This window comes from Pseudonocardia sp. DxW, assembly GCF_058448985.1.
The window spans coordinates 26,782-48,372 of record NZ_JBZFLK010000005.1; the positions used below are offsets into that span (position 1 = coordinate 26,782).

A 21,591-nucleotide genomic window follows, 5' to 3' on the forward strand; every position below is an offset into this window, starting at 1 on the left:
GCCGTCAGCCGTCAGCCGTCGGTGTCGTTCGCGTAGTGGCCGGGCCAGTCGCGGTAGGGGATCCGCGTGATCTCCACGATCTCGCCGAGCCGGGACCACTCGTTGCGGCCGAGCCGGGCCAGCGGGGCGAGCCGGCGCACGTCGGGCAGTGTGTGGCCGTGCGCGTCGGTCGTGAACACGTCGTCGTCGATCGCCGCGTTCACCACCCGCCCGATCACGACGGTGGAGTTCCCGAGCTCGATCGCCGAGTGCAGCACGCACTCCAGCGCGACCGGGGACTCCGCCACCCGGCACGGGGTGACGGCGGTGCTCGGCTCGGCGGTCAGCCCGACCGAGGCGAACTCGCTGATCTCGGCCGGGAAGTCGGTGCCGGTGGCGTTGATCTTCTCGAACATCGGCTCGCCGGCGAGGCACACCACGAACTCCCGGGTCTCCGAGACGTTGCGCAGCGAGTCCTTCTTCCCGACCGAGGTGAACTGGACCATCGGCGGATCGACGCAGGAGACCGTGAAGAACGAGTGCGGTGCCAGGTTGTCGACGCCGTCGGCCGAGCGGGTGGACACCCACGCGATCGGGCGGGGGACGACGACGCTGGTCAGCAGCTTGTAGAACGGGCCGGCGCCCAGCTCGTCCGGCGTGTGGTCGGTGCGCATGGGGTGATCCTGCCTGCTCGGTGATCGGCGCGCCGACCTACCGTCACCCGCATGCGCGACGGTGCCCGGGCGGCCGGGCTGATGATCGGGATCCTGGCGGACGCGATGCTCGGCGATCCGCGGCGCGGGCACCCGGTCGCGGCGTTCGGCACGCTCGCGGCCGCGCTGGAGCGGCGGCTGTACCGCGACTCCCGGGCCGCCGGGGTGGTGTACACGACGGTGCTGGTCGGCGGGACGGTCGCCGCCGGCGTGCTGGCCGGCCGGATCGGCGGGCCGGTCACCCGGACTGCAGTCACCGCCGCGTCCACCTGGGCGGTGCTGGGCGGGACGTCCCTGGTCGGCGAGGGCACCGCGCTCGCCGCGGCGCTCGACGCGGGCGACACGGCCGCGGCCCGGACCCGGGTGACCCACCTGTGCGCCCGCGACCCGGAACTGCTCGACGCCGACGGCATGGCCCGGGCCGGCGTCGAGTCGCTGGCCGAGAACACCTCGGACGCGGTGGTCGGCCCGCTCCTCTGGGGCGCCGTCGCGGGCGTGCCCGGGCTGCTCGGCTACCGCGCCGTGAACACCCTCGACGCCATGGTCGGCTACCGGTCGGCACGCTACGAACGGTTCGGCTGGGCGGCGGCCCGGCTCGACGACCTGGCGAACCTCGTCCCGTCCCGGATCACCGCCCTGCTCACCGTCGCGCTCGCCCCGGTCGTCGGAGGATCGCCGTGGGACGCGCTGCGCGCCTGGCGCCGCGACGCCGCCGGCCATCCCAGCCCGAACGCCGGCCCGGTCGAGGCGACCGTCGCCGGCGCGCTGGGCCTGCGGCTGGGCGGGCCGACGACCTACCCGTACGGCACCGAGAACCGGCCCACCCTCGGCGACGGCCACCCGCCGCGCCGGGCCGACCTGGCGCGGGCCGCACGGCTGTCGCGGCTGGTGGCCGCGGCCGCCGGGGGGCTGGCGGTCGGCACAGCCTGCACGGTCGGCGCAGCCCGCAGCGCGGCCGGGTCCCGCGCCGGGGCGTGACGGCACTGCCCGGACCCACCCGCGAGGTGGGCGGACATCGCCCGGGTGCCCGCACCCGGTGGCGGCCTACCGGCGCGCGCCGCTCAGGATCACGCCTGCGAGCAGCGCCGGGACGGCCCACTCGGCGGCGCGGATCGCGGACGCCGGGGTGTCGTCGCGGCCGCCCAGCACGGCGGTGCCCGCGGTGACACCCGCGGCGGCGACGGTCAGCCCGATCCCGACCGCGTCACCGCTCCCGCGACGGGTCGCCAGCTGACCGAGACCCCCGGTCAGGGTCGCGGCGAGCGCGGCCCGCGCGATCGGCGTCCAGGTGGACCAGCCGGCCTGCGCGACCCGCTGCCGGTCGGCGGGCCCGCCGGCGGCGTCGGCCGCGGCGTTCAGGCCGGAGACCCCCATCAGCGAGCCGCCGAACCAGGCGGCGGCGCCGACGTCACGAAGGGCCCGGAATGCGGTCGCGCGGTCTATGTCTCTCCTCGGGGAGCGCCGATGTGTGCGCGCGAGACCCTAGCGCCGGGCCGTCACCGGTCCGCGCGACCCTCGGCGCCCTCGCCGGTCGCCATCGCGGGACCGCCCGAACCGGGACCGTCGGAACCGGGACCGCCCGAACCGGGACCGTCGGAACCGGGACCGCCCGAACCGGGACCGTCCGAGCCGGGACCGTCCGAGCCGTAGCCGTCCCGGCCGGACAGCTGCTCGCGCAGGCTGCCGCGGGTGTCCCGGCCGCCGCGTCGTTGCAGCATCTCCAGCCGGATGAAGATCACCAGCGCGACCAGCGCGACCACGCCGAACGTGAGCCACTGCAGCGCGTAGGAGAAGTTGCTGAACGGCGCCCCGCCGCCGGGCGGTGCGATCGGGATCGGGTTCAGCACCCCGGCCTGGTCCTCGTCGAGGGACACGACGCCCTCGACCGGATCCGTCCCGGTCGCCTCGGCGAGGGCCCGGGAGTCGGCCGCGTAGATCTGCCGGGTGCCGCCGTCGAGCAGCGGCGGCCTGCCCTGCGGGTCGTTCTCGTTGAGCCGCAGCCGCCCCTCGACGCTCACGGTGCCGGTCGGGGCCGGCGCGAACTCGGGCACGACGCCGCCCTCGCCGCCGGCGACCGTGCCCCGGTTGACGACGACCAGCCGCCCGTCGGTGAGCCGCAGCGGCGTCAGCACCTCGTAGGCGGGCGCGCCGTCGACGACCCGGAGCCGGACCAGCGCCTCGGCGTCCTGCTCGTAGGTGCCGGTCAGGTCGACCCGGCGCCAGATGTCGTCCGGCGAGACGGCCTCGCCCGGCGGGACCAGCACGGCGAACGGAACCGCCGGGGTGCCGTCGGCGGCGGCGATGGCGGCGTTCTGCGCCTCCCGTTCGGCCTCGCGATCGAACTGCCACGGCGCGAGCAGCGTGTAGCAGGCCACCACGAACGCACAGACGACGCCGATGAAGGCGAGCCAGCCGGGCCGGAACAGGAAACGCACGCCGTCCAGGGTAGTCGTGCCGCACAGGGATACTGACCGGTGTGGCAGTCGACCTCTCGGGCGCGGTGCTGATCGCCGGGACGACCTCGGACGCGGGCAAGAGCGCCGTCGTCGCCGGCATCTGCCGCTGGCTGCACCGGCGCGGGGTGTCGGTGGCGCCGTTCAAGGCCCAGAACATGAGCAACAACTCGGTGGTCACGCCGGACGGCGGGGAGATCGGACGGGCCCAGGCGATGCAGGCCCACGCCTGCGGGATCGCCCCCGGCGTCGATCTCAATCCGGTGCTGCTGAAGCCGGGCAGCGACCGGACCTCCCAGGTCGTCGTCCGGGGGCGGGCCGACGGGCAGGTGTCCGCACTGTCCTACCGGCACCGCACCGCGGCACTCGCCGAGGTCGTGGCCGACTCGCTGGCCCGGCTGCGGGAGCGCTACGACGTCGTCGTCTGCGAGGGCGCCGGATCCCCCGCGGAGATCAACCTGCGCGCCACCGACCTGGCGAACATGGGCTTCGCCCGGCGCAACGACCTGCCGGTGCTCGTCGTCGGCGACATCGACCGCGGCGGGGTGCTCGCGCACCTGTTCGGCACCCTCGCCGTCCTCGAACCGGCCGACCAGGCGCTGGTCGCCGGATTCGTGATCAACAAGTTCCGCGGGGACGTCCGGCTGCTCGAACCCGGGCTGGAGCAGCTGCGGGCGCTCACCGGGCGTCCCACCCTGGGGGTGCTGCCATTCGCCGACGGTCTGTGGCTGGACGCCGAGGACTCGCTGTCCGCCGTCGCCGACGGGATCCTCGGCCGGCCCGCACCGCCGCGCGGCGGCCAGTGGCTGCGGGTGTCGGTGGTCCGGCTGCCGCGGATCTCCAACGCCACCGACGCCGAGGCGCTGGCCTGCGAGCCGGGCGTCGCCGTCCGGTACGTGACCGAGCCGTCCCGGATCGCCGACACCGACGTCGTCGTGCTGCCCGGGTCGAAGTCCACCGTGTCCGATCTCGGATGGTTGCGGTCGTCCGGGATGGCCGACGCGGTGCTCGCGCACGCCGCCGCCGGACGGCCGGTGCTCGGCATCTGCGGCGGCTACCAGATGCTGGGCGCCGCGATCACCGACCCGCACGGCGTCGAGGCGCCCGCCGGGACCGCCGTCGACGGGCTCGGCCTGCTCGACCTGGAGATCGCCTTCGACCGGGACAAGCACCTGGGCACGCCGTCGTCGACCGCCTGGGGGCATCCGGTCACCGGGTACGAGATCCACCACGGCCGGGTCGTGCGCTCCGGCGATCCCGGCCTGGTCGGCGACGAGGGCTCCGATCGCGGCCACGTGCTCGGCACGCACTGGCACGGGCTCGCCGAGAACGACGGCTTCCGGCGCGCGCTGCTGACCCGGCTGGCCGCCGAGGCGGGCCGGGACGGCTTCCGGGTGGCGGACGACACGTCGTTCGCCGCCGAGCGGACCCGGCAGGCCGATCTGCTGGCCGACCTGGTGGAACGACACCTGGACACGTCGTCACTTGAACATGTGATCCGACACGATGGACCCGCCGACCTCCCGGTGCTGACGTCCGGTCTGGCAGCCTCGGCCGGGTGAGCGCTGCGGTGACGTCCCTCCGGTTCCCGTTCTCCGCCGTCGTCGGGCACGACGACCTGCGGCTGGCGCTGCTGCTCAACGCCGTGCACCCGGGCGTCGGCGGCGTGCTGGTGCGCGGTGAGAAGGGCACCGCGAAGTCGACGGCCGTGCGGGCGCTGGCCGCGCTGCTGCCGGATCTCGACGTCGTCGAGGGCTGCCGGTTCGGCTGCGATCCGGGCGCCCCGGACCCCGGCTGCCCGGACGGCCCGCACCTGCTCGGCGAGCCCAGCGCCCGGCGCCCGGCCCGGCTGGTGGAGCTGCCGGTGGGTGCCACCGAGGACCGCCTCGTCGGGTCGCTCGACCTGGAGCGGGCGCTGTCCGAGGGCAGGCGCGCGTACCAGCCGGGGCTGCTCGCCGACGCGCACCGCGGGGTGCTCTACGTCGACGAGGTCAACCTGCTGCACGACCACCTGGTGGACCTGCTGCTCGACGCGGCCGCGATGGGCCGCGCACACGTCGAGCGGGACGGGGTCTCGGTCGCGCACGCGGCCCGGTTCCTGCTGGTCGGGACGATGAACCCGGAGGAGGGCGAGCTGCGCCCGCAGCTGCTCGACCGGTTCGGTCTGACCGTGGAGGTGCGGGCCTCGCGCGACGTCGACACCCGGGTCGAGGTGACCCGGCGGCGGCTGGCGTTCGAGGACGACCCGGCCGGGTTCGCCGCCCGGTTCGCCGACGCCGAGACCGACACCGCCGCCCGGTTGCGCGCCGCCCGGGAGCGGGTCGCCGCGGTCCGGCTGCCGGACCGGGAGCTGCGCCGGATCGCGTTCGTCTGCGCCCGGTTCGACGTCGACGGGATGCGCGCCGACCTGGTGATCAGCCGGGCGGCCGCGGCGCACGCGGCCTGGGAGGGGCGCACCGCCGTGGTCGAGGACGATGTCCGGGTCGCCGCCCGGCTCGCGCTGCCGCACCGGCGCCGGCGCGACCCGTTCGACGAGCCGGGGATCGACGAGAAGGACCTCGAGGAGGCCCTGCGCGACGCCGAGGACCAGCTCGGCCCCGACGACGACCCGGACCCCGACGGCCCGGACCCCGACGACCCGGACTCCGGCGGCCCGGACGGCGGGTCCGGTCCCGACGGATCCGATCCGCACGACGGATCCGGCTCCGACGGGGAAGGCCCGGACGGAACCGGCCCGGACGGGGCCGGCCCGGACGGGGCCGGATCGCCGGGCGGCTCCGGCCCGCACGACCGGCGCGGCCCGCAGGACGGGCCGGACCGGCCCGGCGCGGACGGCGGCCCGGCCGGGGACGAGCCGAGCCACGACGCAGGCCCCGGCGATCCCGCCGGCACGGACCCGCAGCAGGACCCCGGTCCGGACGGACCGGGGGACACCGACCGGCGGCCGGGCGGCGACGGCGGGCCGGGGAACGCCGTCGTCGTCGGTGCCGCCGCGCGGCTGCGCCGGGCGACGATCCGGAAGTTCGCCGTCCCCGGGCTCGGCGCGGGCGCACCCGGGCGCCGGTCGCGGGCCCGCACCGAGACCGGCCGGGTCGTCCGGCCGACCGACGGGGGCACCACCCGGGCCGCCGACCTGCACCTGCCGGCCACCGTGCTGGCGGCGGCGCCGCATCAGGCGCAGCGCGGCCGCAGCGGCCCCGGGCTGCTCGTGCAGCGGGGTGACCTGCGCCGCGCCGAGCGGGAGGGGCGCGAGGGGAACCTGGTGCTGTTCGTCGTCGACGCGTCCGGGTCGATGGCCGCGCGGAAGCGGATGACCGCCGTCTCCGGGGCCGTCCTCGGTCTGCTCCGGGACGCCTACCAGCGTCGCGACAAGGTCGGGCTGGTCACCTTCCGGGCCCGTGCGGCCGAGCTGACGCTGCCGCCGACGTCGTCGGTCCCGACCGCGCAGCAGCGGCTCGCGACGCTGCGCACCGGCGGCCGGACCCCGCTGGCCGAGGGCATCCTGCGGGCCCGCTCGGTGCTCGCCGCCGAACGCCGCCGCGACCCGCGCCGCCGCCCGCTCGTCGTGCTGCTGACCGACGGCCGCGCCACCGTGCCGGCCCGCCCCGGCGGCGATCCGGTGGCCGACGCCCGCCGCGCGGCCGGCCTGCTGGCCGACGACGGCGTGCACACCGTCGTCGTCGACTGCGAGTCCGGGCACGTCCGGCTCGGGCTGGCCGGGCCGCTCGCCGCGTCCGCCGGTGGCGAGCTGGTGACCCTGGACGAGCTGACCGCCGAGAGCGTGGGGGACCTCGTCCGGTCCGCCCGCGCCGCCTGAGAGGAGGGCCCGCCGTGCCGCAGGGACAGGTGAGCGTCACCCCCGCAGACGGGCTGACCACCCGGCAGCGCCGCAACCGGCCGCTGCTGGTGGTGCACACCGGCGTCATGAAGGGGAAGTCGACGGCCGCGTTCGGGATGGCCCTGCGCGGCTGGAACCAGGGCTGGTCGATCGGGGTCTTCCAGTTCGTGAAGTCGGCGAAGTGGAAGGTCGGCGAGGAGGAGGCGTTCCGCGCGCTCGGCCGGGTGCACGACGAGACCGGGGAGGGCGGCCCCGTCGAGTGGCACAAGATGGGCTCGGGCTGGTCCTGGTCGCGCAAGCAGGGCTCGGAGACCGACCACGCCGAGGACGCCCGCGAGGGCTGGGCCGAGATCCGCCGCCGGCTGCGCGACGAGCGGCACGGCCTCTACGTGCTCGACGAGTTCACCTACCCGCTGAAGTGGGGCTGGATCGACGTCGACGAGGTGGTCGCCGAGCTGACCGACCGCCCAGGGCACCAGCACGTGATCATCACCGGCCGGGACGCGCCGCAGGCACTCGTCGACGCCGCCGACCTGGTGATGGAGACGACGAAGGTCAAGCACCCGATGGACGCCGGCCAGAAGGGGCAGCGGGGGATCGAGTGGTGACCGCGCGCGCCCTGGTGGTCGCGGCGCCGTCGTCGGGGAGCGGGAAGACGACCGTCTCCACCGGCCTGATGGCCGCGCTGCGCCGCCGGGGCACCCGGGTCGCGCCGTTCAAGGTCGGCCCGGACTACATCGATCCCGGCTACCACACGCTGGCGGCCGGACGGCCCGGCCGCAATCTCGACGTCGTGCTGCAGGGCGCGGACCGGCTCGCCCCGCTGGCCCGGCACGGCTCCCGGGACGCTGACGTCGCCGTCGTCGAGGGTGTGATGGGCCTGTTCGACGGCCGCATCCCGGACGGCTCCGGTTCGACGGCGCAGGTCGCCGCCGCGCTGGGCGCGCCGGTCGTGCTGGTGGTGGACGTCCGCGGGCAGTCCCGTTCGCTGGCCGCGCTGCTGCACGGCTTCCGGTCGTTCGACCCGTCGGTCACGGTCGCCGGGGTGATCCTGAACCGGGTCGGCTCGGCGCGGCACGAGGAGGTGCTGCGCGCCGCCGCCGACGAGATCGGGCTGCCGGTGCTCGGCGCGGTGCCGCGGCGGGCCGAGCTCGCCGTGCCCTCCCGGCATCTCGGGCTGGTCACCGCCGCGGAGCACGGTGCCGCCGCGACCGCCGCCGTGGACGCGATGGCCGGGCTGGTCGCGGCGCACGTCGATCTCGACGCGGTGCTCGCCCTCGCCCGGCCGCTGCCCGACGGCCCGCTCTGGGACCCGCACGCCGAGATCGCCGCCGCCCTCGCAGTACGGGACGCCGCCCGGCCGGTGGGTGCGACCCCGGGTGTTGCCCGGCCGGTGGGGGCGGATCCCGGTGCTGTCCCGCCGGTGGGTGGGGTGCCAGGCGCCGCCCAGCCGGTGGCCGCCGATCCGGGGTGCGCGCGGCCGGTGATCGCGGCACCGGGGCCCCGCCGGCCGGTGGTCGCGGTGGCCGGCGGCCCGGCGTTCGGGTTCGGCTACGCCGAGCACGTCGAGCTGCTCGCCGCCGCCGGGGCGCAGGTCGTGGTCGTCGATCCGCTGCGCGACCCGGACCTGCCGGACGGGACGTCCGCGCTCGTGCTGCCCGGCGGCTTCCCCGAGGAGCACGTCGGCGCGCTGGGGGAGAACCGCTCGCTGCGGGCGGCGGTGGCCCGGCTGGCCGGGTCCGGCGCGCCGGTGCACGCCGAGTGCGGCGGGCTGCTCTACCTGTGCCGGGAACTCGACGGCACTCCCATGTGCGGGGTGCTCGACGCCTCGGCCGCGATGACCGACCGGCTCACCCTCGGCTACCGGGACGCGGTGGCGGTGTCGGCGTCGCCGCTGTTCGACGCCGGGGCGCGGGTGGGGGCGCACGAGTTCCACCGCTGCGCGGTCACCCCGCGGGCCGGCGCGGAGCCCGCCTGGGCGTGGCGCGGCGGGGAGTCGGAGGGCCACGTGGCCGGCGGAGTGCACGCCTCCTTCCTGCACACCCATCCCGCGGGCAACCCGGACGCCGTCGCCCGCCTGGTCGCCGGCGCATGATCACCGGTTCTGGAGCGGAACGCCCGCGTGGTGGGGCTCCGGCTCCACAACCGGTGATCACCGTCGGGGTGGGGATGCGGCCGGGGGTGGAGGCCGCTGAGGTGCAGGGGCTGCTGCGCCGGGTGGCGGCGGAGCACGGCCTGGAGCTCGGTCCCGCCGTCGTCGCGACGCTGGACCGGCGGATCGCCGAGCCGGGGCTGCTGCGGGCCGTCGCACCGCGCATCCCGCGCGGTTTCACCGCCGAGCAGCTCGCCCGGGTGCCGGTGCCGACCCCCAGCAACCAGGTCGCCGCCGCCACCGGGACGCCCGCGGTCGCCGAGGCCGCGGCGCTGCTGGCGGCCGGCCCCGGCGCGGTGCTGCTGGTGCCCAAGACCGCGGGCCAGGGGGTGACCGTGGCGGTGGCACGGTCCCCGGCCCCCTGACCACCTCCTGCCTCGAATCCCGCGCCGCCCCTGAACCCCGCGCTCGGGCCCTCGCCCCCGGCGCCGTCTCTCGACCCCGGCGCCGTCTCTCGACCCCGGCGCCGCCACCTGCCCGGCCCTCCGCCCCGGCGCCCGGCTCCCGGCGCCGCGCCTCGCTCCGACAGCCGCACGGGTTCGCTGCGTTCGCACGGGATCGCAGCGTTCGCACGGGATCGGACCTCGTGCGAACGCGCCGACCCCGTGCGAACAGTGCCCGGTGCCCGGTGCCCGGTGCCCGGTGCCCGGTGCCCGGTACCCGGTGCCTGGTGCCCGGTGGTCCGTGCCGTGCGCCGTGCCGCGTGCTCCGTGCCGTGCCCCATCCGCCGTGCCCCATCCGCCGTGCGCCGTGCCGAGTGCTGCGCGCCGCGTGCCGTGTCGCGCGCCGAGTGCTGCGCGCCGCGTGCGCCGTGCCCCGTGCCCGCGCGGCTGCCGGGGCCGGGGCGGGGGGCGGGATTTGGGGGGTCTGGTGTGGGTTTGGCCTCCGCGGGGCCTGCCGAGGGCGTCCGGCTCGTTATCCTCGGCCGCCGCCGCACGGGAGCCGGGGGTTCACCGGTCCGGGCACGCACCGCCCGGCACGAGCACGGGGCACCGGGCACGGGCCGCCGGGGGATGGGCACGGAGCGCCCGGGAGAGGAACGTCGTTGAGCGCGCAGCACGAGCAGTACCTGGTCGGCCTGGACCTGTCCGGCCGGCGCGTCGTCGTGGTCGGCGGGGGGCAGGTCGCCCAGCGCCGGGTCGCCCGGCTGATCGCGGCCGGGGCGCTGGTCGAGGTGGTGTCGCCCGAGGTCACCCCGGCCGTCGAGGGCATGGTGTCAGCCGGTGAGATCACCTGGACCGCCCGCCGCTACGCCGAGGGGGACCTGGCAGGCGCCTGGTACGCGATCGCCGCGACCGACGACGTGGCGGTGAACGGGGCGGTCACCGCGGAGGCGGAGCGGGACCGGGTGTTCTGCGTCCGCGCCGACGACGGCGCCCGCGGCACCGCCGTCACCCCGGCCACCGGCGCGCACGACGGGCTGACCGTCGGCGTGCTGGCCCGGGGCGCGCACCGGCGTTCGGCGGCGGTCCGCACCGCGCTGGTCGAGGCGCTGCAGTCCGGCGTCGTCGACGAGAGCGCGGAGCCGCCGCAGCCGGGCGTCGCGCTGGTCGGCGGCGGCCCCGGCGACCCGGAGCTGATCACCGTCCGCGGGCGGCGGCTGCTGTCCCGGGCCCAGGTCGTGGTCACCGACCGGCTCGGCCCGCGCGACCTGATGGACGAGCTCCCGTCGGACGTCGAGGTCATCGACGCCTCGAAGATCCCGTACGGCCGGGCGATGACCCAGGAGAAGATCAACGAGCTGTTGGTCGAGCATGCCAGGGGCGGGAAGTTCGTGGTGCGGCTCAAGGGCGGCGACCCGTTCGTCTACGGCCGCGGGTTCGAGGAGGTGCAGGCGTGCGCCGCGGCCGGGGTGCCGGTCACCGTCGTCCCGGGCCTCACCAGCGCGTTCGCCGCGCCCGCCGTCGCCGGGACACCGGTGACGCACCGTGGGGTGGCGCACGAGATCGTCGTCGTCTCCGGGCACGTCGCGCCGGAGGACCCGCGCAGCCTCACCGACTGGACGGCGCTCGGCCGGATGGCCGGCACCATCGTGCTGATGATGGCGGTGGAGCGGCTCGGCCGGTTCGCCGAGGTCCTCGTCGAGCACGGCCGCGACCCGTCGACACCGGTGCTGATCGTGCAGGACGGCACTACCCGGATCCAGCGGACCGTGCGGGCGACCCTGGCGACGGCCGCCGAGGTCGCCGCCGCGGAGGAGGTCAGCCCGCCCGCGATCGTGGTGATCGGCCCTGTCGCCGGGCTGGAGGCCCCGGTCGGACCGTGACGCCGGTTACGTGCACAGTGTGCAAACTCTGCGCGGAGCGCAAAGATCGTTGTCGTGGCGCAACGAGGAGAGGGCCTGCGCGACCGCAGGCGGAGTGAGACCCGGCGCGGCATCCATCTCGTGGTGCTGCGGCTGGCCCGGGAGCACGGCCTGGAGAAGGTCACCGTCGAAACGATCGGCGCCGAGGCCGGCATCTCGCCGCGGACGTTCTTCAACTACTTCCCGGGCAAGGAGGCCGCGGCCGTCGAGCTGTCCCTGGCCGAGCTGTCCCCGGACCTGGTGGAGAACTTCGTGGCCGGCCCGCCCGGCCCGCCCCGCGAGGTCCTCGCCGACCTGAGCCGGCTGCTGCTCGACCAGCTCGGCGAGGACCCACCGGACCGCGACGAGGCGAACGAGGTCTTCGCGCTCGCCCGCACCGTCCCCGGTGTCACCGGTGCCCTGATGTCGCTGAGCGAGAACTCCCCCCGCAGGCTCGCCGACGCCGCCGCGCTGCGGATGGGCCCCGACGTCGATCCGCAGCTCCCGGTGCTGATCGCCTCGATGGCGATGGCCGCCGTCCGCACCGGCATGGAGAACTGGGCGCGCTCGGGACGAACGACCTGCGGACCCGCTACGCCGCACCCCGGACGACGTTGCCCGCGCGCTCGGTCGCTACCCGGACCATCCGGCCGGGTTCGCGGCGGCGCTCGGGCTGCCGGTGCCGCGGTTCGTGGTCCTCGCGCCGTCGCCGATGGACGGGGCCGCCAAGCGGTTCGTCGCGTCGATGCCCGCCCCCGGGGGTCTACGACGCGGCCTCGGCCGCCGCGTCACGACGGCTCGCCGGGCCGCTGCGTGCGCCGACGGCCGCGGGTGGTCACGCGTTCTTCGATGCGGCCCCGATCACCCGGACCGGGATCGACGGCTGCCATCTCGACGCGGAGGCACACCGGCGGCTGGCCGGGGCGCTGGGCCCCGGTGGTGCGGGACCTCGCCGCCGGACAGGCGTCACCGTCACCCGTTGTTGACCCCCCGACCGGCTCGTGATGGGCTGACCCGGACGACGGTGCAGGAAGCCGGTGCGAGTCCGGCGCGGTCCCGCCACTGTCACCGGGGAGCGCTCCCCACCCCGCAGCCACTGCCCGGCGAGGGTGGGAAGGCGGGGGAGCGCGTCGATCCGGGAGCCAGGAGACTGGCCGTCGTCGCAGGAGTTCCCACTGTTGAGGGCGCGGACCCTCGAGGAGGACATTGCGATGAGCGTCGACCCGCTCCCTACCCTGGTCGTTCTCGGCACCGAGCCGGCCGGTGAGTCGGCCGGGCACGGGCTGGAGGGCCTGCTCGCGGAGGCCGACACCGTCTTCACGTTCCCCCGCGGGCCGGAGTCGGTGGCCCTGTTCTACGCCGAGGCGTGGCGGGTCGAACGGATCTCGCCGCGCGACGCGGTCGGCCGGATCACCGCCTGGGCCGCGGACCACCCGGCCGGCAACGGGGTGCTGCTGGTGGCGGGCGAGCCCGCCGCCGACGTCGCGCTGGGCGCGGTGCTCGACGGCCTCGCCCGCACCGCACCCGGACTCGGGATCCGGGTCGCCGCGGGCACCCGGGTCGCCCCGCCGCACCGGAGCCCGCTGATCGGCTGAGCGCTGGTCGGCTGAGCCCGCTGATCGGCTGGGTCCGGTCCGGCCGGTTCACCCGGCAGGTCGCCAGCTCAGGAGCGGATCGGCGCGGGTCAGCTGTGGATCGGCGGCGTCCAGCGTGCGGGTGCGGCCCGGCCCGGTCAGCGCGGTCTCGAATCGGACGGTGACCCGCCCGTGCCCGGCGCCCTGCACCCAGCCGTGGCCGTGCTCGGGATGATCGACGTCGTCACCGGCCCGCCACGGCCGGTCGTCGCCGGGCGGCTCCCCGGGAGCCGCGGGCCGGTCGACCGGCTCCTCCCCGGGCACCGCCGGGGGCCCTGCCGGCTCCTCGACCGCCACCGGCGTGCCCATCCGCCCGGTCGCAGCTCCGCCCGGGTCGCCCGGGTCCGCCGTGCCCGGTCCCGCGCCGTCCGGGTCCACCGGGGCCGCGCGCCACCCCCGCGCCGAGGGCACCGCGTCGAACAGGGCCAGCGGCGGCTCCTCGCTGAAGCCCGACACCGACACCCCGAGCAGCCGCACCCCACCCTCGCCGAGGGCGGTGTCGGCGAGCCGGCGGGCCACCGCGACCAGCGTGGCGAGGTCCCGGCTGGGGAACGGCGTCGTCTCCGACCGGGTGTGGGTGACGAAGTCGCCGGTGCGCGCCTTGACGGTGACGGTGCGCGCGGCCCGGCCGTCGGCGACCAGCCTGCGGTGCACCGCCACGCAGATCGACTCGACGGCGGCGTGCACCGCGGACATCGCGGTCAGGTCGGTGTCGAAGGTGGTCTCGGCGCTGATCTGCTTCGCCGCCCCGCGCGGTGCGACCGGCCGGTCGTCGATCCCGCGGGCCAGCCGGTGCAGCTCGGTGCCCATCGCCGTGCCCAGCACCCCGGTGACCTCCCGGCCGTCCATCGCGGCGAGCTGGCCGATCGTCTCGATCCCGATCCGGCGCAGCGCCTCGCCGGACACCGGTCCGATGCCCCACAGCGAGCGCACCGGCAGCGGATCGAGCACGGCGCCCTGCTCGGCGTGCGCGACGACCCGTAGCCCGTCCGGCTTCGCCAGCTCGGAGGCGATCTTGGCGATCTGCTTGCCGGAGCCGGCGCCGACCGAGGCGGGCAGCCCGGTCCGCTCCCGGACCGTCGCGCGCAGCCGGGTGCCGAACTCCCGCACGGCGTCCGGGGAGGCGCCGGCCAGCGCCGGCGGCTCGATGAACGCCTCGTCCACCGAGACCGGTTCGAGCACCGGTGAGAACTCGGCGAGCACACCCATCACCTCGTCCGAGATCGCCTTGTACAGCGGGAACCGCGGCGGCAGCACGGTGGCGTGCGGGCAGCGCCGCCGGGCCTGCCCCATCGGCATCGCCGAGCGCGCCCCGAACACCCGCGCCTGGTAGCTGGCGCCCGCGACGACGCCGCGCGGCCCCGCCCCGCCGACCAGTACCGGACGGTCGGCCAGGGTGGGCCGGGTCAGCTGCTCGACGGAGGCGAAGAACGCGTCCATGTCGAGGTGCAGCACCCAGCGCGCTCCGGTCGCGCCCGGCCGGTCCGGCGAGCTCACCCGCCCATGGTGCCCCGGACCACCGACAGGACCGCGTCGCCGTCGGCGACCGTGATCGGCGGCACGTCGGCACCGGCACCCGCGACGGCGCCGGGATGATCCGGGTGCGGGGTATCGACGTCGGCGAGCCACCACGAGCCGGTAGCGTCCGGCCAGTGCAGGACCCGCGCCGGGTCGCCGGGCGCGGACAGGGTGATCGCGTCCATCGGGGCGGACAGGCCGTCGCCGGTGGCCTTGAGCAGGGCCTCCTTGCGGGTCCAGGTGACCAGGAACCCGGCCGGTCCGGGGACGCCCAGCTCGCGTTCGGCGGGGGAGAGGGCGTGCCGGGCCAGCCCGTCCAGCCCGGACAGCTCGCGGTGCTGCTCGACGTCGACGCCGACCGGGCCGGGCCCCAGCGCAACCCCGACCAGCGTGCCGGAGTGGGTCAGCGAGAAGCCGGGGGCGCCGTCGCGGTGCCCGGCGAGCCGCGGCTTGCCGTGCGGCTTCCCGCAGCGGCAGTTGCGGTCCATGTCGATCGACGCCGGATCGGTGCCCAGGTGCTCCGCCAGCACCAGCCGGGCCAGCGCGTGCGCGGCCAGGTAGCGGGCGCGGTCCTCGGCGCGGCGCAGCGCCGCCATCCGCTCCCGCTCGTGCGCGTCGAGCAGGGCCACGAGATCGGGCCGCCCACCGGGATCGGTCGGAGCGGCCCACCACACGGTCACGGTCACGGCGTCCAGCCTCGCACGCGCCGGCTGATCACGGATCGGGAACCCGGACGGTCGCCTGCCGACCGTTCCGGTTCCCGATCCGCGATCACCGCCGGATCAGCCGGAGCGGCGGGCGGCGAAGTCGGTGCGGACGTGCGCGGGCCTCGCGTGCGGTGCCGGGCCGGTGATGCGGGGGGCCGCCGGACCGGTGCCGGCGTCCTCCACCGGGCGGCCGCGGCGGGCCGCGCGGCGCTCGGCGCGGTTGGCCGGCTGCGGCGCCGGGTCGGTGCCGGACGATCGGGACGGGGTGGTGCGCATACGGGCCTCCAACGGATCGGGTCGGGCAGGGTCGGTCGCACGGACCGGGGGCCGGTGACGCACTGCCGGACGCAGGGATGCCGGAGGGACGGCGCAGCATCGGTTCCGGGCCTGCGTGCGTGGGACGTCACGGGCCGGCGGGAGCGCGGACGGTCGTCCGCGGGCCGCTCAGAGGAACCGGATCAGCATGACGGCGACGGTAGGCCGGGCCCGGCCGGCGGTCCACCGGTTTTCCGCAGCTACCGTCGGCCCGGTGGACGCGCATGACACGGACCTGGTGGTGGTCGGCGGCGGCATCGCCGGCGTCTCGGTGGCGTACGAGCTGGCCGCGCACGGCCGCGTCGTGCTGCTCGAGGCGGAGGCGGACATGCCGGTGCACTCCACCGCACGATCCGCGGCGACCTACATCCCCGGGCACGGGTCCGGCCCGTTCCGGGCGCTGATCGACGCGTCCGGGCCGCGGTTCGGCGCGCTGCAGACCGAGCTGGACACGCCGCCGCTGCTGTCCCCGCGCCCGGTGCTGCACCTCGGCGACGACGACGCGGGCGCCGCCGGGATCGCGGCGATGCTCGACGAGCAGCGCGGCGAGCCGCACGCCCCGGTCGAGCTGGACCCGGCCGAGGCGCTGCGGCGGGCACCGGTGCTGCGCCGGGCGCCGCGCGCCGCCGCCTGGACCGCCGGATCGGCCGACATCGACGCGATCGCCCTGCACGACGGCTACCGGCGCGGCCTGCGGGCCCGCGGCGGCACGGTGCTGCGCGGCGCCCGGGTGACCGCGGTGACCCGGGACGGCGCCGGCTGGCGGGTGGCGACGGCGGCCGGGCACCGGGTGCGGGCCGCCGCCGTCGTCGACGCGGCCGGCTCGTGGGCCGACGAGATCGCCGGGCTCGCCGGGGTGCCCCGGGCCGGGCTCACCCCGCTGCGCCGGACGATCGCGGCCTGCCCGGTGCCGGACCCGGCCGCGCTGCGGGTGGCCGGCGCCCCGCTCCCGCTGATCGCGGACGCCGCCGAGCGCTGGTACCTCAAGCCGGAGGCCGACACGGTGCTGGTGTCGCCCGCCGACGAGACCCCGCAGCCGCCGGGCGAGGCCCGGCCCGACGAGCTGGACGTCGCGCGCGGGCTGGACCGGGTCGGCGAGGTCACCACGCTGGGCCTGCGCTCGGTCCGCACGGCCTGGGCGGGGCTGCGGACGTTCGCGCCCGACCGTGCCCCGGTGCTGGGGGAGTGGCCCGGCCATCCCGGGTTCCACTTCGTCGCCGGCCAGGGCGGGTCGGGCATCGAGTCGTCGCCGGCACTGGCCGCACTGGCCGCGTCGGTGATCGTCGGCACCGCGGTCCCGGACGACGTCGCGCTCGACCCGGCTGTGTGCTCGGTCACTCGTCTGGCCTGATGTAAGCGCCTGCTTACGTCACGCTGGCACGATGGGCCCATGGCGCTGACCACCACCGGCTCCGAGCGGCACGATCTGTTCTCGGGCACCTTCTGGCAGAACCCGCACCCCGCCTACGCCGCGCTGCGCGCCGAGGAGCCGGTGCGCAGGCTCGCGCTGCCGGACGGCCCCGTCTGGCTGCTCACTCGCTACCACGACGTGCGCGAGGCGTTCGTCGACGCGCGGCTGTCGAAGGACTGGCGCCACACGCTGCCCGAGGGCCAGCGGGCGGACATGCCGGCCACGCCGACACCGATGATGATCCTGATGGACCCGCCGGACCACACCCGGCTGCGCAAGCTGGTCGGCAGGTCGTTCACCGTCCGCCGGATGAACGAGCTGGAGCCGCGGATCACCGAGATCGCCGACGGCCTGCTCGCCGGCCTGCCCGCCGACGGCCCGGTCGATCTGATGCGCGAGTACGCGTTCCAGATCCCGGTACAGGTGATCTGCGAGCTGCTCGGGGTGCCCGCCGAGGACCGCGACGACTTCTCCGCATGGTCGTCGGTGCTGGTCGACGACTCGCCGGCCGACGACAAGAACGCGGCCATGGGCAAGCTGCACGGCTACCTGTCCGACCTGCTGGAGCGCAAGCGCACCGAACCTGACGACGCGCTGCTGTCGTCGCTGCTGGCAGTGTCCGACGAGGACGGCGACCGGCTCTCCCAGGAGGAGCTCGTCGCGATGGCGATGCTGCTGCTGATCGCCGGGCACGAGACGACGGTCAACCTGATCGGCAACGGCGTGCTCGCCCTGCTCACCAACCCCGACCAGCGGAAGCTACTGGCCGAGGACCCGTCGCTGATCGGCTCGGCGGTCGAGGAGTTCCTGCGCTTCGACTCGCCGGTCTCGCAGGCCCCGATCCGGTTCGCCGCGGAGGACGTCACCTACTCCGGGGTGACCATCCCGGCCGGCGACATGGTCATGCTCGGCCTCGCCGCCGCCAACCGGGACGGCGACTGGGCGGCCGAGCCGGACCGGCTCGACATCACCCGGGACGCCTCCGGCGGGGTGTTCTTCGGGCACGGCATCCACTTCTGCCTCGGTGCCCAGCTGGCCCGCCTGGAGGGCCGGGTCGCGATCGGGCGGCTGTTCGCCGACCGCCCGGAGCTGGCGCTCGCGGTCGGGCTCGACGACCTGACCTACCGGGAGTCGACGCTGGTCCGCGGCCTGACGAGCATGCCGGTCACGATGGGGCCGCGCAGCCGGTAGCGGCTCACGCCGTCCACGCCCCGATCCGGTCGAGCGCCGGGCGCACGATCTCCGGCGGCGCCCCGGACGCCTCGACCGAGGTGCGGGCCATGGCGGCGAGCCGGGCGTCGTCCAGGCCGAACGAGGTGCGCGCCAGCTCGTACTCGGCGAGCAGGCCCGGCCCGAACAGCAGCGGGTCGTCGCCGTTGAGCGTGCAGCGCACGCCGGCGTCGAGCAGCCGGACCAGCGGGTGCCGGTCGAGATCGGGGACGACCTCCAGCATCACGTTCGAGGTCGGGCACATGTCGAGCACGATCCCGTCGGAGGCGAGCCGGTCGAGCAGCGCCGGGTCCTCGACCGAGCGGACGCCGTGGCAGATGCGCTGCGCGCCGAGCGCGCCCAGCACGGACTCCGGCCCGGCCAGCTCGCCGGCGTGCGGCGCGCTGATCAGGCCGGCGTCCCGGGCGATCGCGAACGCCTCGGCGAACGGCTCGGGGCCGAACAGCGACTCGTCGGCGGCGAGCCGTTCGACACGACGCCGCGGCCGGCGAACCGGGCGGCCAGCCGGGCGAGCTCGACGGCCTGCTCCGGCGGCGCGTCCCGCAGGGCCGAGATCATGCCGCGGCGGGCACCGAACCATTCCCCGATCACCGCGCCGAGCACCGCGGCCGGTGCGGCGAGGGTCAGGCCGTCGACGATCGTCGGGAGCCCGGCCGGGAACCGCAGCCGCAGCAACGTCGTCCAGCGGGACGCGCCGAGCACCCGGAACACGTCCTGCTGCGCCTCGCCAGGCGTGGCCAGCCCCGAGGTGGCGGCCACGAACACGGCGAACCCGGCGGCGATCGCGGCGACCACGGTGGAGGTGCCCTCCCGCCCGACCGTGGTCACCAGCAGCGGCCCGAGCGCGATCAGCGGGACGGCGTGCAGCACCGCGGCCAGCCGGTCGAGGCCCGGGTGCACGACGCCCAGCACCGCCACCGCGAGCGCGGCGAGGCCGCCGAGCAGGAACCCGAGCAGGGCGGCGGTGCCGGTGGCGCCGATCGCGCGCAGCAGCAGCGGTCCGGCCGTGGGCCCGCCGAGGAACGCGAGCAGGTCGGTGGCCGTGGGCCAGGCGGGCCCGGCCAGCCCGGTCCGGCCGACGAGGTCCGCGGCGAGCACAGCAGCGCGATCCCGGTCGCGGCGAGCAGCACGCCCCGGCGGTCCCGGCGCGGTGCGACGGTCGTCATGCGGCGGGCTCCTCGGCGGCCGGGTCCGGCCCGTCGAGCAGCGCGGTCAGCTCGTCGACGATCCGGTGGAACTCCGGGGCGCGGGTGGCGCCGGTGCCCCGCGGGCGGGGGAGCCCGATCGTGCGGATCTGCCGGATCCGGCCGGGCCGGCCGGGCATCACGACGACCCGGTCGGCGAGCAGCACGGCCTCGGTGACGTCGTGCGTCACGAGCAGCGTGGTGATCCGCTGCTCGGACCCGATCCGGGCCAGCTCCAGGTTCATCCGCCGGCGGGTGACGGCGTCCAGCGCGCCGAACGGCTCGTCGAGCAGCAGCACGTCGGGTTCCAGGGCGAGTGCCCGGGCGATCGCCACCCGCTGCCGCATGCCGCCGGAGAGCTGGCGCGGCCGCGCGTCGGCGAAGCCGTCGAGGCCGACCAGGCCGAGCAGCGCGTCGACCCGGTCGGTGTCGACCCGGCGCCCGGCGACCTTCCACGGCAGCGCGATGTTCTCCCGGGGCGGTCGCCCAGGGAGCAGCGCGTGCTCCTGGAAGGCGACGCCGAGCCGGTGGCCCGCGATGAGCTCGGACGGGCTCGCGCCCTCGACCGAGACGCTGCCCCGGGTGGGCTGCTCCAGCCCGGCGAGCAGGCGCAGCACGGTGGACTTGCCGCAGCCGGACGGCCCGAGCACGGCGACGAACTCACCGTCGGCGACGTCCAGGTCGAGGTGGTCGAGGGCGCGCACGGTGGTGCCGCGGCCGAGCGGGAAGTCCTTGACGACGCCGTGCAGGGTGATGGCGGGTTCCGGCATGGATCTCCCCGGTACGAAACGGGCGATGAATCGTTCGGTTCAGAACGGTAGGAACGGATGATTGCCACGGTGTTGCTGCCCGGGCGCTCCCGCGTAACCGACGACCGGGCCGCTGGCTACGGTGGGCGCATGGGTCCGTCCGGGGAATCGGAGCGCGAGCGGCTGCTCCGCCTCACTGCGGCGTACGTGGTCGAGCACGGGGTCGGCGGGCTGACCCTGCGCAGGCTCGGCGCGGCCATCGGGTCCAACAACCGCATGCTGCTGTACTACTTCGAGTCCAAGGAGCGGCTGATCGAGCAGGCCCTGCTCACCGCGTCCGGCGCGTTCCCCGAGCTCGCCGGGGCGCTGGACCGGCTGGGCGGCCCCGGCCCGCTGAAGGAGCGGCTCGACGACTGCTGGGCGGGCATCGCCGCCGCCGGGAACCACCCGTTCCACCGGCTGTTCTTCGAGGTGTTCGGCACCGCGCTGCACCAGCCCGGCCGGTTCGACCGCTTCCTCGCCTCGGTCGGTGCCCAGTGGGCGTCACTGGTGGCCGAGCGCCTGCGGGCGGAGGGCGTGCCGGACCCGGAGGCGTCCCGGCTCGGCCGCGAGATCGTCGCGTTGTGGCGGGGCCTGCAGTTCGACCTGCTCTCGACGGGGGACGCGGCCGAGGTGGCGCGGATCCACTCGGCCGCGTCCGCCGCCCTCGCCGAGCGGTGCGCCCGTGCGGGCGTTCACACCGCGGGCTGAACGGGGTTCACGATGTCGAGCACCCGGTGCGGGACGGCGACCGCGGACGTCGTCCAGCCCCAGATCGAGTAGAGCAGCCGGTCCGGGTCGGTGTAGCCGTGCCGGCCGTGGAACACCCGGTAGTTGTCCACGACGGCCATCTCGCCGGCCTCCATCCGGAACCGGGCGCCGGTGTCGCGGGCCGCGACGACGGCGTCCAGCCAGGCCCGGACCATCGGCCAGTGCGCCGCCTCGTCCGGTCCGAGCGCCGGGGCGAGGTAGGGGTGGTGGCGGACCTGCGGCCGTCCGGCCGGGGTGGTGCGCAGGATCGGTGAGCACCCGGCTGCGGGAACCCGGGCTCGGAGTGGTCGACCGGCACGGTCCGGACGAACCGGGCGACATCGTCGGGCAGCAGATCGGCCAGCGCGAGCCCGTCGATCAGGAAGTTGTCCCCGCCGTCACGGGCCGGCCGGGCCTGGAGCAGGAACAGCCGGTCGGGCGCCTCGTCGCCGAAGGCGAACCCGTCGTTGTGCGGCGGCATCGGGACGGTGGTGTCCCGGCTCAGCTGCCGTTTGCGGCCGCGGGCGTCGACCGGCTGGCGCTCCACCACCGCGCCCTCGGTCTCGGCGCGGGCCCTGGTCGCCTCGATCTGCCGTCCGATGCGGACGAGCTCGTCGCCGAGCATGGCGCGACCG

The 21,591-nt window shown here is 76.5% G+C and carries 22 protein-coding genes and 1 riboswitch; of the genes, 12 read left to right on the forward strand and 10 right to left on the reverse strand.

The window, feature by feature from the left end:
* Positions 1-11 precede the first annotated feature (11 nt).
* Complete coding sequence (locus ACVJO7_RS09070) at positions 12-653, reverse strand: flavin reductase family protein (RefSeq protein WP_491672484.1); 642 nt, start codon at positions 651-653, stop codon at positions 12-14.
* A gap of 51 nt (positions 654-704) precedes the next feature.
* Here ACVJO7_RS09070 and ACVJO7_RS09075 point away from each other — a divergent pair, with 51 nt between their 5' ends.
* A complete protein-coding gene (locus tag ACVJO7_RS09075; protein WP_491672485.1) occupies positions 705-1,670 on the forward strand; it encodes a cobalamin biosynthesis protein in 966 nt (321 codons plus the stop codon).
* 66 nt (positions 1,671-1,736) lie between these two features.
* On the opposite strand, the gene ACVJO7_RS09080 is transcribed toward ACVJO7_RS09075, so the two are convergent.
* Both ACVJO7_RS09080 and ACVJO7_RS09085 read right to left on the reverse strand, forming a co-directional pair.
* Positions 1,737-2,066, reverse strand: coding sequence for a hypothetical protein (locus tag ACVJO7_RS09080; protein WP_491672486.1), 330 nt, complete (start codon positions 2,064-2,066; stop codon positions 1,737-1,739).
* A gap of 122 nt (positions 2,067-2,188) precedes the next feature.
* Positions 2,189-3,127 carry an SURF1 family cytochrome oxidase biogenesis protein gene (locus ACVJO7_RS09085; protein ID WP_491672487.1) on the reverse strand — a complete coding sequence of 313 codons (939 nt, stop codon included), beginning with the start codon at positions 3,125-3,127 and terminating at the stop codon, positions 2,189-2,191.
* Positions 3,128-3,168: 41 nt separating this feature from the next.
* Here ACVJO7_RS09085 and ACVJO7_RS09090 point away from each other — a divergent pair, with 41 nt between their 5' ends.
* The 8 genes from ACVJO7_RS09090 to ACVJO7_RS09125 all read left to right on the forward strand — a co-directional run bounded on the left by ACVJO7_RS09090 (position 3,169) and on the right by ACVJO7_RS09125 (position 13,014).
* A complete protein-coding gene (locus ACVJO7_RS09090; protein ID WP_344018565.1) occupies positions 3,169-4,707 on the forward strand; it encodes a cobyric acid synthase in 1,539 nt (512 codons plus the stop codon).
* Positions 4,704-6,962 (forward strand): VWA domain-containing protein, encoded by a 2,259-nt coding sequence (locus ACVJO7_RS09095; RefSeq protein WP_491672488.1) that lies wholly within the window; start codon positions 4,704-4,706, stop codon positions 6,960-6,962. Before ACVJO7_RS09090 ends, ACVJO7_RS09095 begins: the two co-directional genes overlap by 4 nt.
* 14 nt (positions 6,963-6,976) lie before the next feature.
* Positions 6,977-7,591, forward strand: coding sequence for a cob(I)yrinic acid a,c-diamide adenosyltransferase (gene cobO, locus ACVJO7_RS09100; protein WP_358481965.1), 615 nt, complete (start codon positions 6,977-6,979; stop codon positions 7,589-7,591).
* On the forward strand, positions 7,585-9,078 hold the full coding sequence (locus tag ACVJO7_RS09105; protein ID WP_491672489.1) for a cobyrinic acid a,c-diamide synthase CobB: 1,494 nt from the start codon (positions 7,585-7,587) through the stop codon (positions 9,076-9,078). The genes cobO and ACVJO7_RS09105 overlap by 7 nt, the downstream gene beginning before the upstream one ends.
* Positions 9,075-9,500, forward strand: a complete 426-nt coding sequence (locus ACVJO7_RS09110; RefSeq protein WP_491672490.1) for a cobalamin biosynthesis protein — start codon at positions 9,075-9,077, stop codon at positions 9,498-9,500. The genes ACVJO7_RS09105 and ACVJO7_RS09110 overlap by 4 nt, the downstream gene beginning before the upstream one ends.
* Before the next feature lie 680 nt (positions 9,501-10,180).
* Entirely contained in the window at positions 10,181-11,401 is a 1,221-nt protein-coding gene (gene cobA, locus ACVJO7_RS09115; RefSeq protein WP_491672491.1) for a uroporphyrinogen-III C-methyltransferase, read from the forward strand.
* A 54-nt stretch (positions 11,402-11,455) separates the two neighbouring features.
* Complete coding sequence (locus tag ACVJO7_RS09120) at positions 11,456-12,424, forward strand: TetR/AcrR family transcriptional regulator (RefSeq protein WP_491672492.1); 969 nt, start codon at positions 11,456-11,458, stop codon at positions 12,422-12,424.
* A riboswitch (cobalamin riboswitch) is annotated at positions 12,425-12,592 on the forward strand.
* Between the two features lie 38 nt (positions 12,593-12,630).
* Positions 12,631-13,014: a hypothetical protein gene (locus ACVJO7_RS09125; RefSeq protein ID WP_491672493.1), complete on the forward strand. Its 384-nt coding sequence runs from the start codon at positions 12,631-12,633 to the stop codon at positions 13,012-13,014.
* 48 nt (positions 13,015-13,062) lie between these two features.
* Here the strand turns inward: ACVJO7_RS09125 and ACVJO7_RS09130 are convergent, their stop codons facing one another.
* The 3 genes from ACVJO7_RS09130 to ACVJO7_RS09140 form a co-directional block, all read right to left on the reverse strand.
* Entirely contained in the window at positions 13,063-14,550 is a 1,488-nt protein-coding gene (locus tag ACVJO7_RS09130) for a DNA polymerase IV (RefSeq protein ID WP_491672494.1), read from the reverse strand.
* Positions 14,547-15,257, reverse strand: coding sequence for a 4'-phosphopantetheinyl transferase family protein (locus tag ACVJO7_RS09135; protein WP_491672495.1), 711 nt, complete (start codon positions 15,255-15,257; stop codon positions 14,547-14,549). The genes ACVJO7_RS09130 and ACVJO7_RS09135 overlap by 4 nt, the downstream gene beginning before the upstream one ends.
* A gap of 96 nt (positions 15,258-15,353) precedes the next feature.
* Complete coding sequence (locus tag ACVJO7_RS09140) at positions 15,354-15,554, reverse strand: hypothetical protein (RefSeq protein ID WP_491672496.1); 201 nt, start codon at positions 15,552-15,554, stop codon at positions 15,354-15,356.
* A 253-nt stretch (positions 15,555-15,807) separates the two neighbouring features.
* On the opposite strand from ACVJO7_RS09140, the gene ACVJO7_RS09145 reads away from it, so the two are divergent.
* A complete protein-coding gene (locus ACVJO7_RS09145; protein WP_491672497.1) occupies positions 15,808-16,944 on the forward strand; it encodes an NAD(P)/FAD-dependent oxidoreductase in 1,137 nt (378 codons plus the stop codon).
* Positions 16,945-16,983: 39 nt separating this feature from the next.
* Positions 16,984-18,195 carry a cytochrome P450 family protein gene (locus tag ACVJO7_RS09150; RefSeq protein WP_491672498.1) on the forward strand — a complete coding sequence of 404 codons (1,212 nt, stop codon included), beginning with the start codon at positions 16,984-16,986 and terminating at the stop codon, positions 18,193-18,195.
* A gap of 4 nt (positions 18,196-18,199) precedes the next feature.
* Here ACVJO7_RS09150 and ACVJO7_RS09155 read toward each other — a convergent pair whose 3' ends face one another.
* The 3 genes from ACVJO7_RS09155 to ACVJO7_RS09165 all read right to left on the reverse strand — a co-directional run bounded on the left by ACVJO7_RS09155 (position 18,200) and on the right by ACVJO7_RS09165 (position 20,188).
* Positions 18,200-18,679, reverse strand: a complete 480-nt coding sequence (locus ACVJO7_RS09155) for an amidohydrolase family protein (protein ID WP_491672700.1) — start codon at positions 18,677-18,679, stop codon at positions 18,200-18,202.
* On the reverse strand, positions 18,622-19,332 hold the full coding sequence (locus ACVJO7_RS09160; RefSeq protein ID WP_491672499.1) for an ABC transporter permease: 711 nt from the start codon (positions 19,330-19,332) through the stop codon (positions 18,622-18,624). Before ACVJO7_RS09160 ends, ACVJO7_RS09155 begins: the two co-directional genes overlap by 58 nt.
* Positions 19,333-19,396: 64 nt before the next feature.
* Positions 19,397-20,188 (reverse strand): ABC transporter ATP-binding protein, encoded by a 792-nt coding sequence (locus tag ACVJO7_RS09165; RefSeq protein WP_491672500.1) that lies wholly within the window; start codon positions 20,186-20,188, stop codon positions 19,397-19,399.
* A 129-nt stretch (positions 20,189-20,317) separates the two neighbouring features.
* Between ACVJO7_RS09165 and ACVJO7_RS09170 the strand changes: the two genes are divergently transcribed.
* Positions 20,318-20,917 (forward strand): TetR/AcrR family transcriptional regulator, encoded by a 600-nt coding sequence (locus ACVJO7_RS09170; protein ID WP_491672501.1) that lies wholly within the window; start codon positions 20,318-20,320, stop codon positions 20,915-20,917.
* On the opposite strand, the gene ACVJO7_RS09175 is transcribed toward ACVJO7_RS09170, so the two are convergent.
* On the reverse strand, positions 20,902-21,225 hold the full coding sequence (locus ACVJO7_RS09175; RefSeq protein ID WP_491672701.1) for a TauD/TfdA family dioxygenase: 324 nt from the start codon (positions 21,223-21,225) through the stop codon (positions 20,902-20,904). The genes ACVJO7_RS09170 and ACVJO7_RS09175 overlap by 16 nt on opposite strands.
* Positions 21,226-21,591 lie beyond the last annotated feature (366 nt).

Excerpts from the sequence above, each read along its gene's own strand:
- ACVJO7_RS09110 (WP_491672490.1), top strand. The coding sequence starts at position 9,075 with ATGATCACCGGTTCTGGAGCGGAACGCCCGCGTGGTGGGGCTCCGGCT.
- ACVJO7_RS09080 (WP_491672486.1), bottom strand. The coding sequence starts at position 2,066 with ATGGGGGTCTCCGGCCTGAACGCCGCGGCCGACGCCGCCGGCGGGCCC.
- ACVJO7_RS09165 (WP_491672500.1), bottom strand. The coding sequence starts at position 20,188 with ATGCCGGAACCCGCCATCACCCTGCACGGCGTCGTCAAGGACTTCCCG.
- ACVJO7_RS09140 (WP_491672496.1), bottom strand. The coding sequence starts at position 15,554 with ATGCGCACCACCCCGTCCCGATCGTCCGGCACCGACCCGGCGCCGCAG.
- ACVJO7_RS09075 (WP_491672485.1), top strand. The coding sequence starts at position 705 with ATGCGCGACGGTGCCCGGGCGGCCGGGCTGATGATCGGGATCCTGGCG.
- ACVJO7_RS09170 (WP_491672501.1), top strand. The coding sequence starts at position 20,318 with ATGGGTCCGTCCGGGGAATCGGAGCGCGAGCGGCTGCTCCGCCTCACT.
- ACVJO7_RS09070 (WP_491672484.1), bottom strand. The coding sequence starts at position 653 with ATGCGCACCGACCACACGCCGGACGAGCTGGGCGCCGGCCCGTTCTAC.
- ACVJO7_RS09150 (WP_491672498.1), top strand. The coding sequence starts at position 16,984 with ATGGCGCTGACCACCACCGGCTCCGAGCGGCACGATCTGTTCTCGGGC.
- ACVJO7_RS09125 (WP_491672493.1), top strand. The coding sequence starts at position 12,631 with ATGAGCGTCGACCCGCTCCCTACCCTGGTCGTTCTCGGCACCGAGCCG.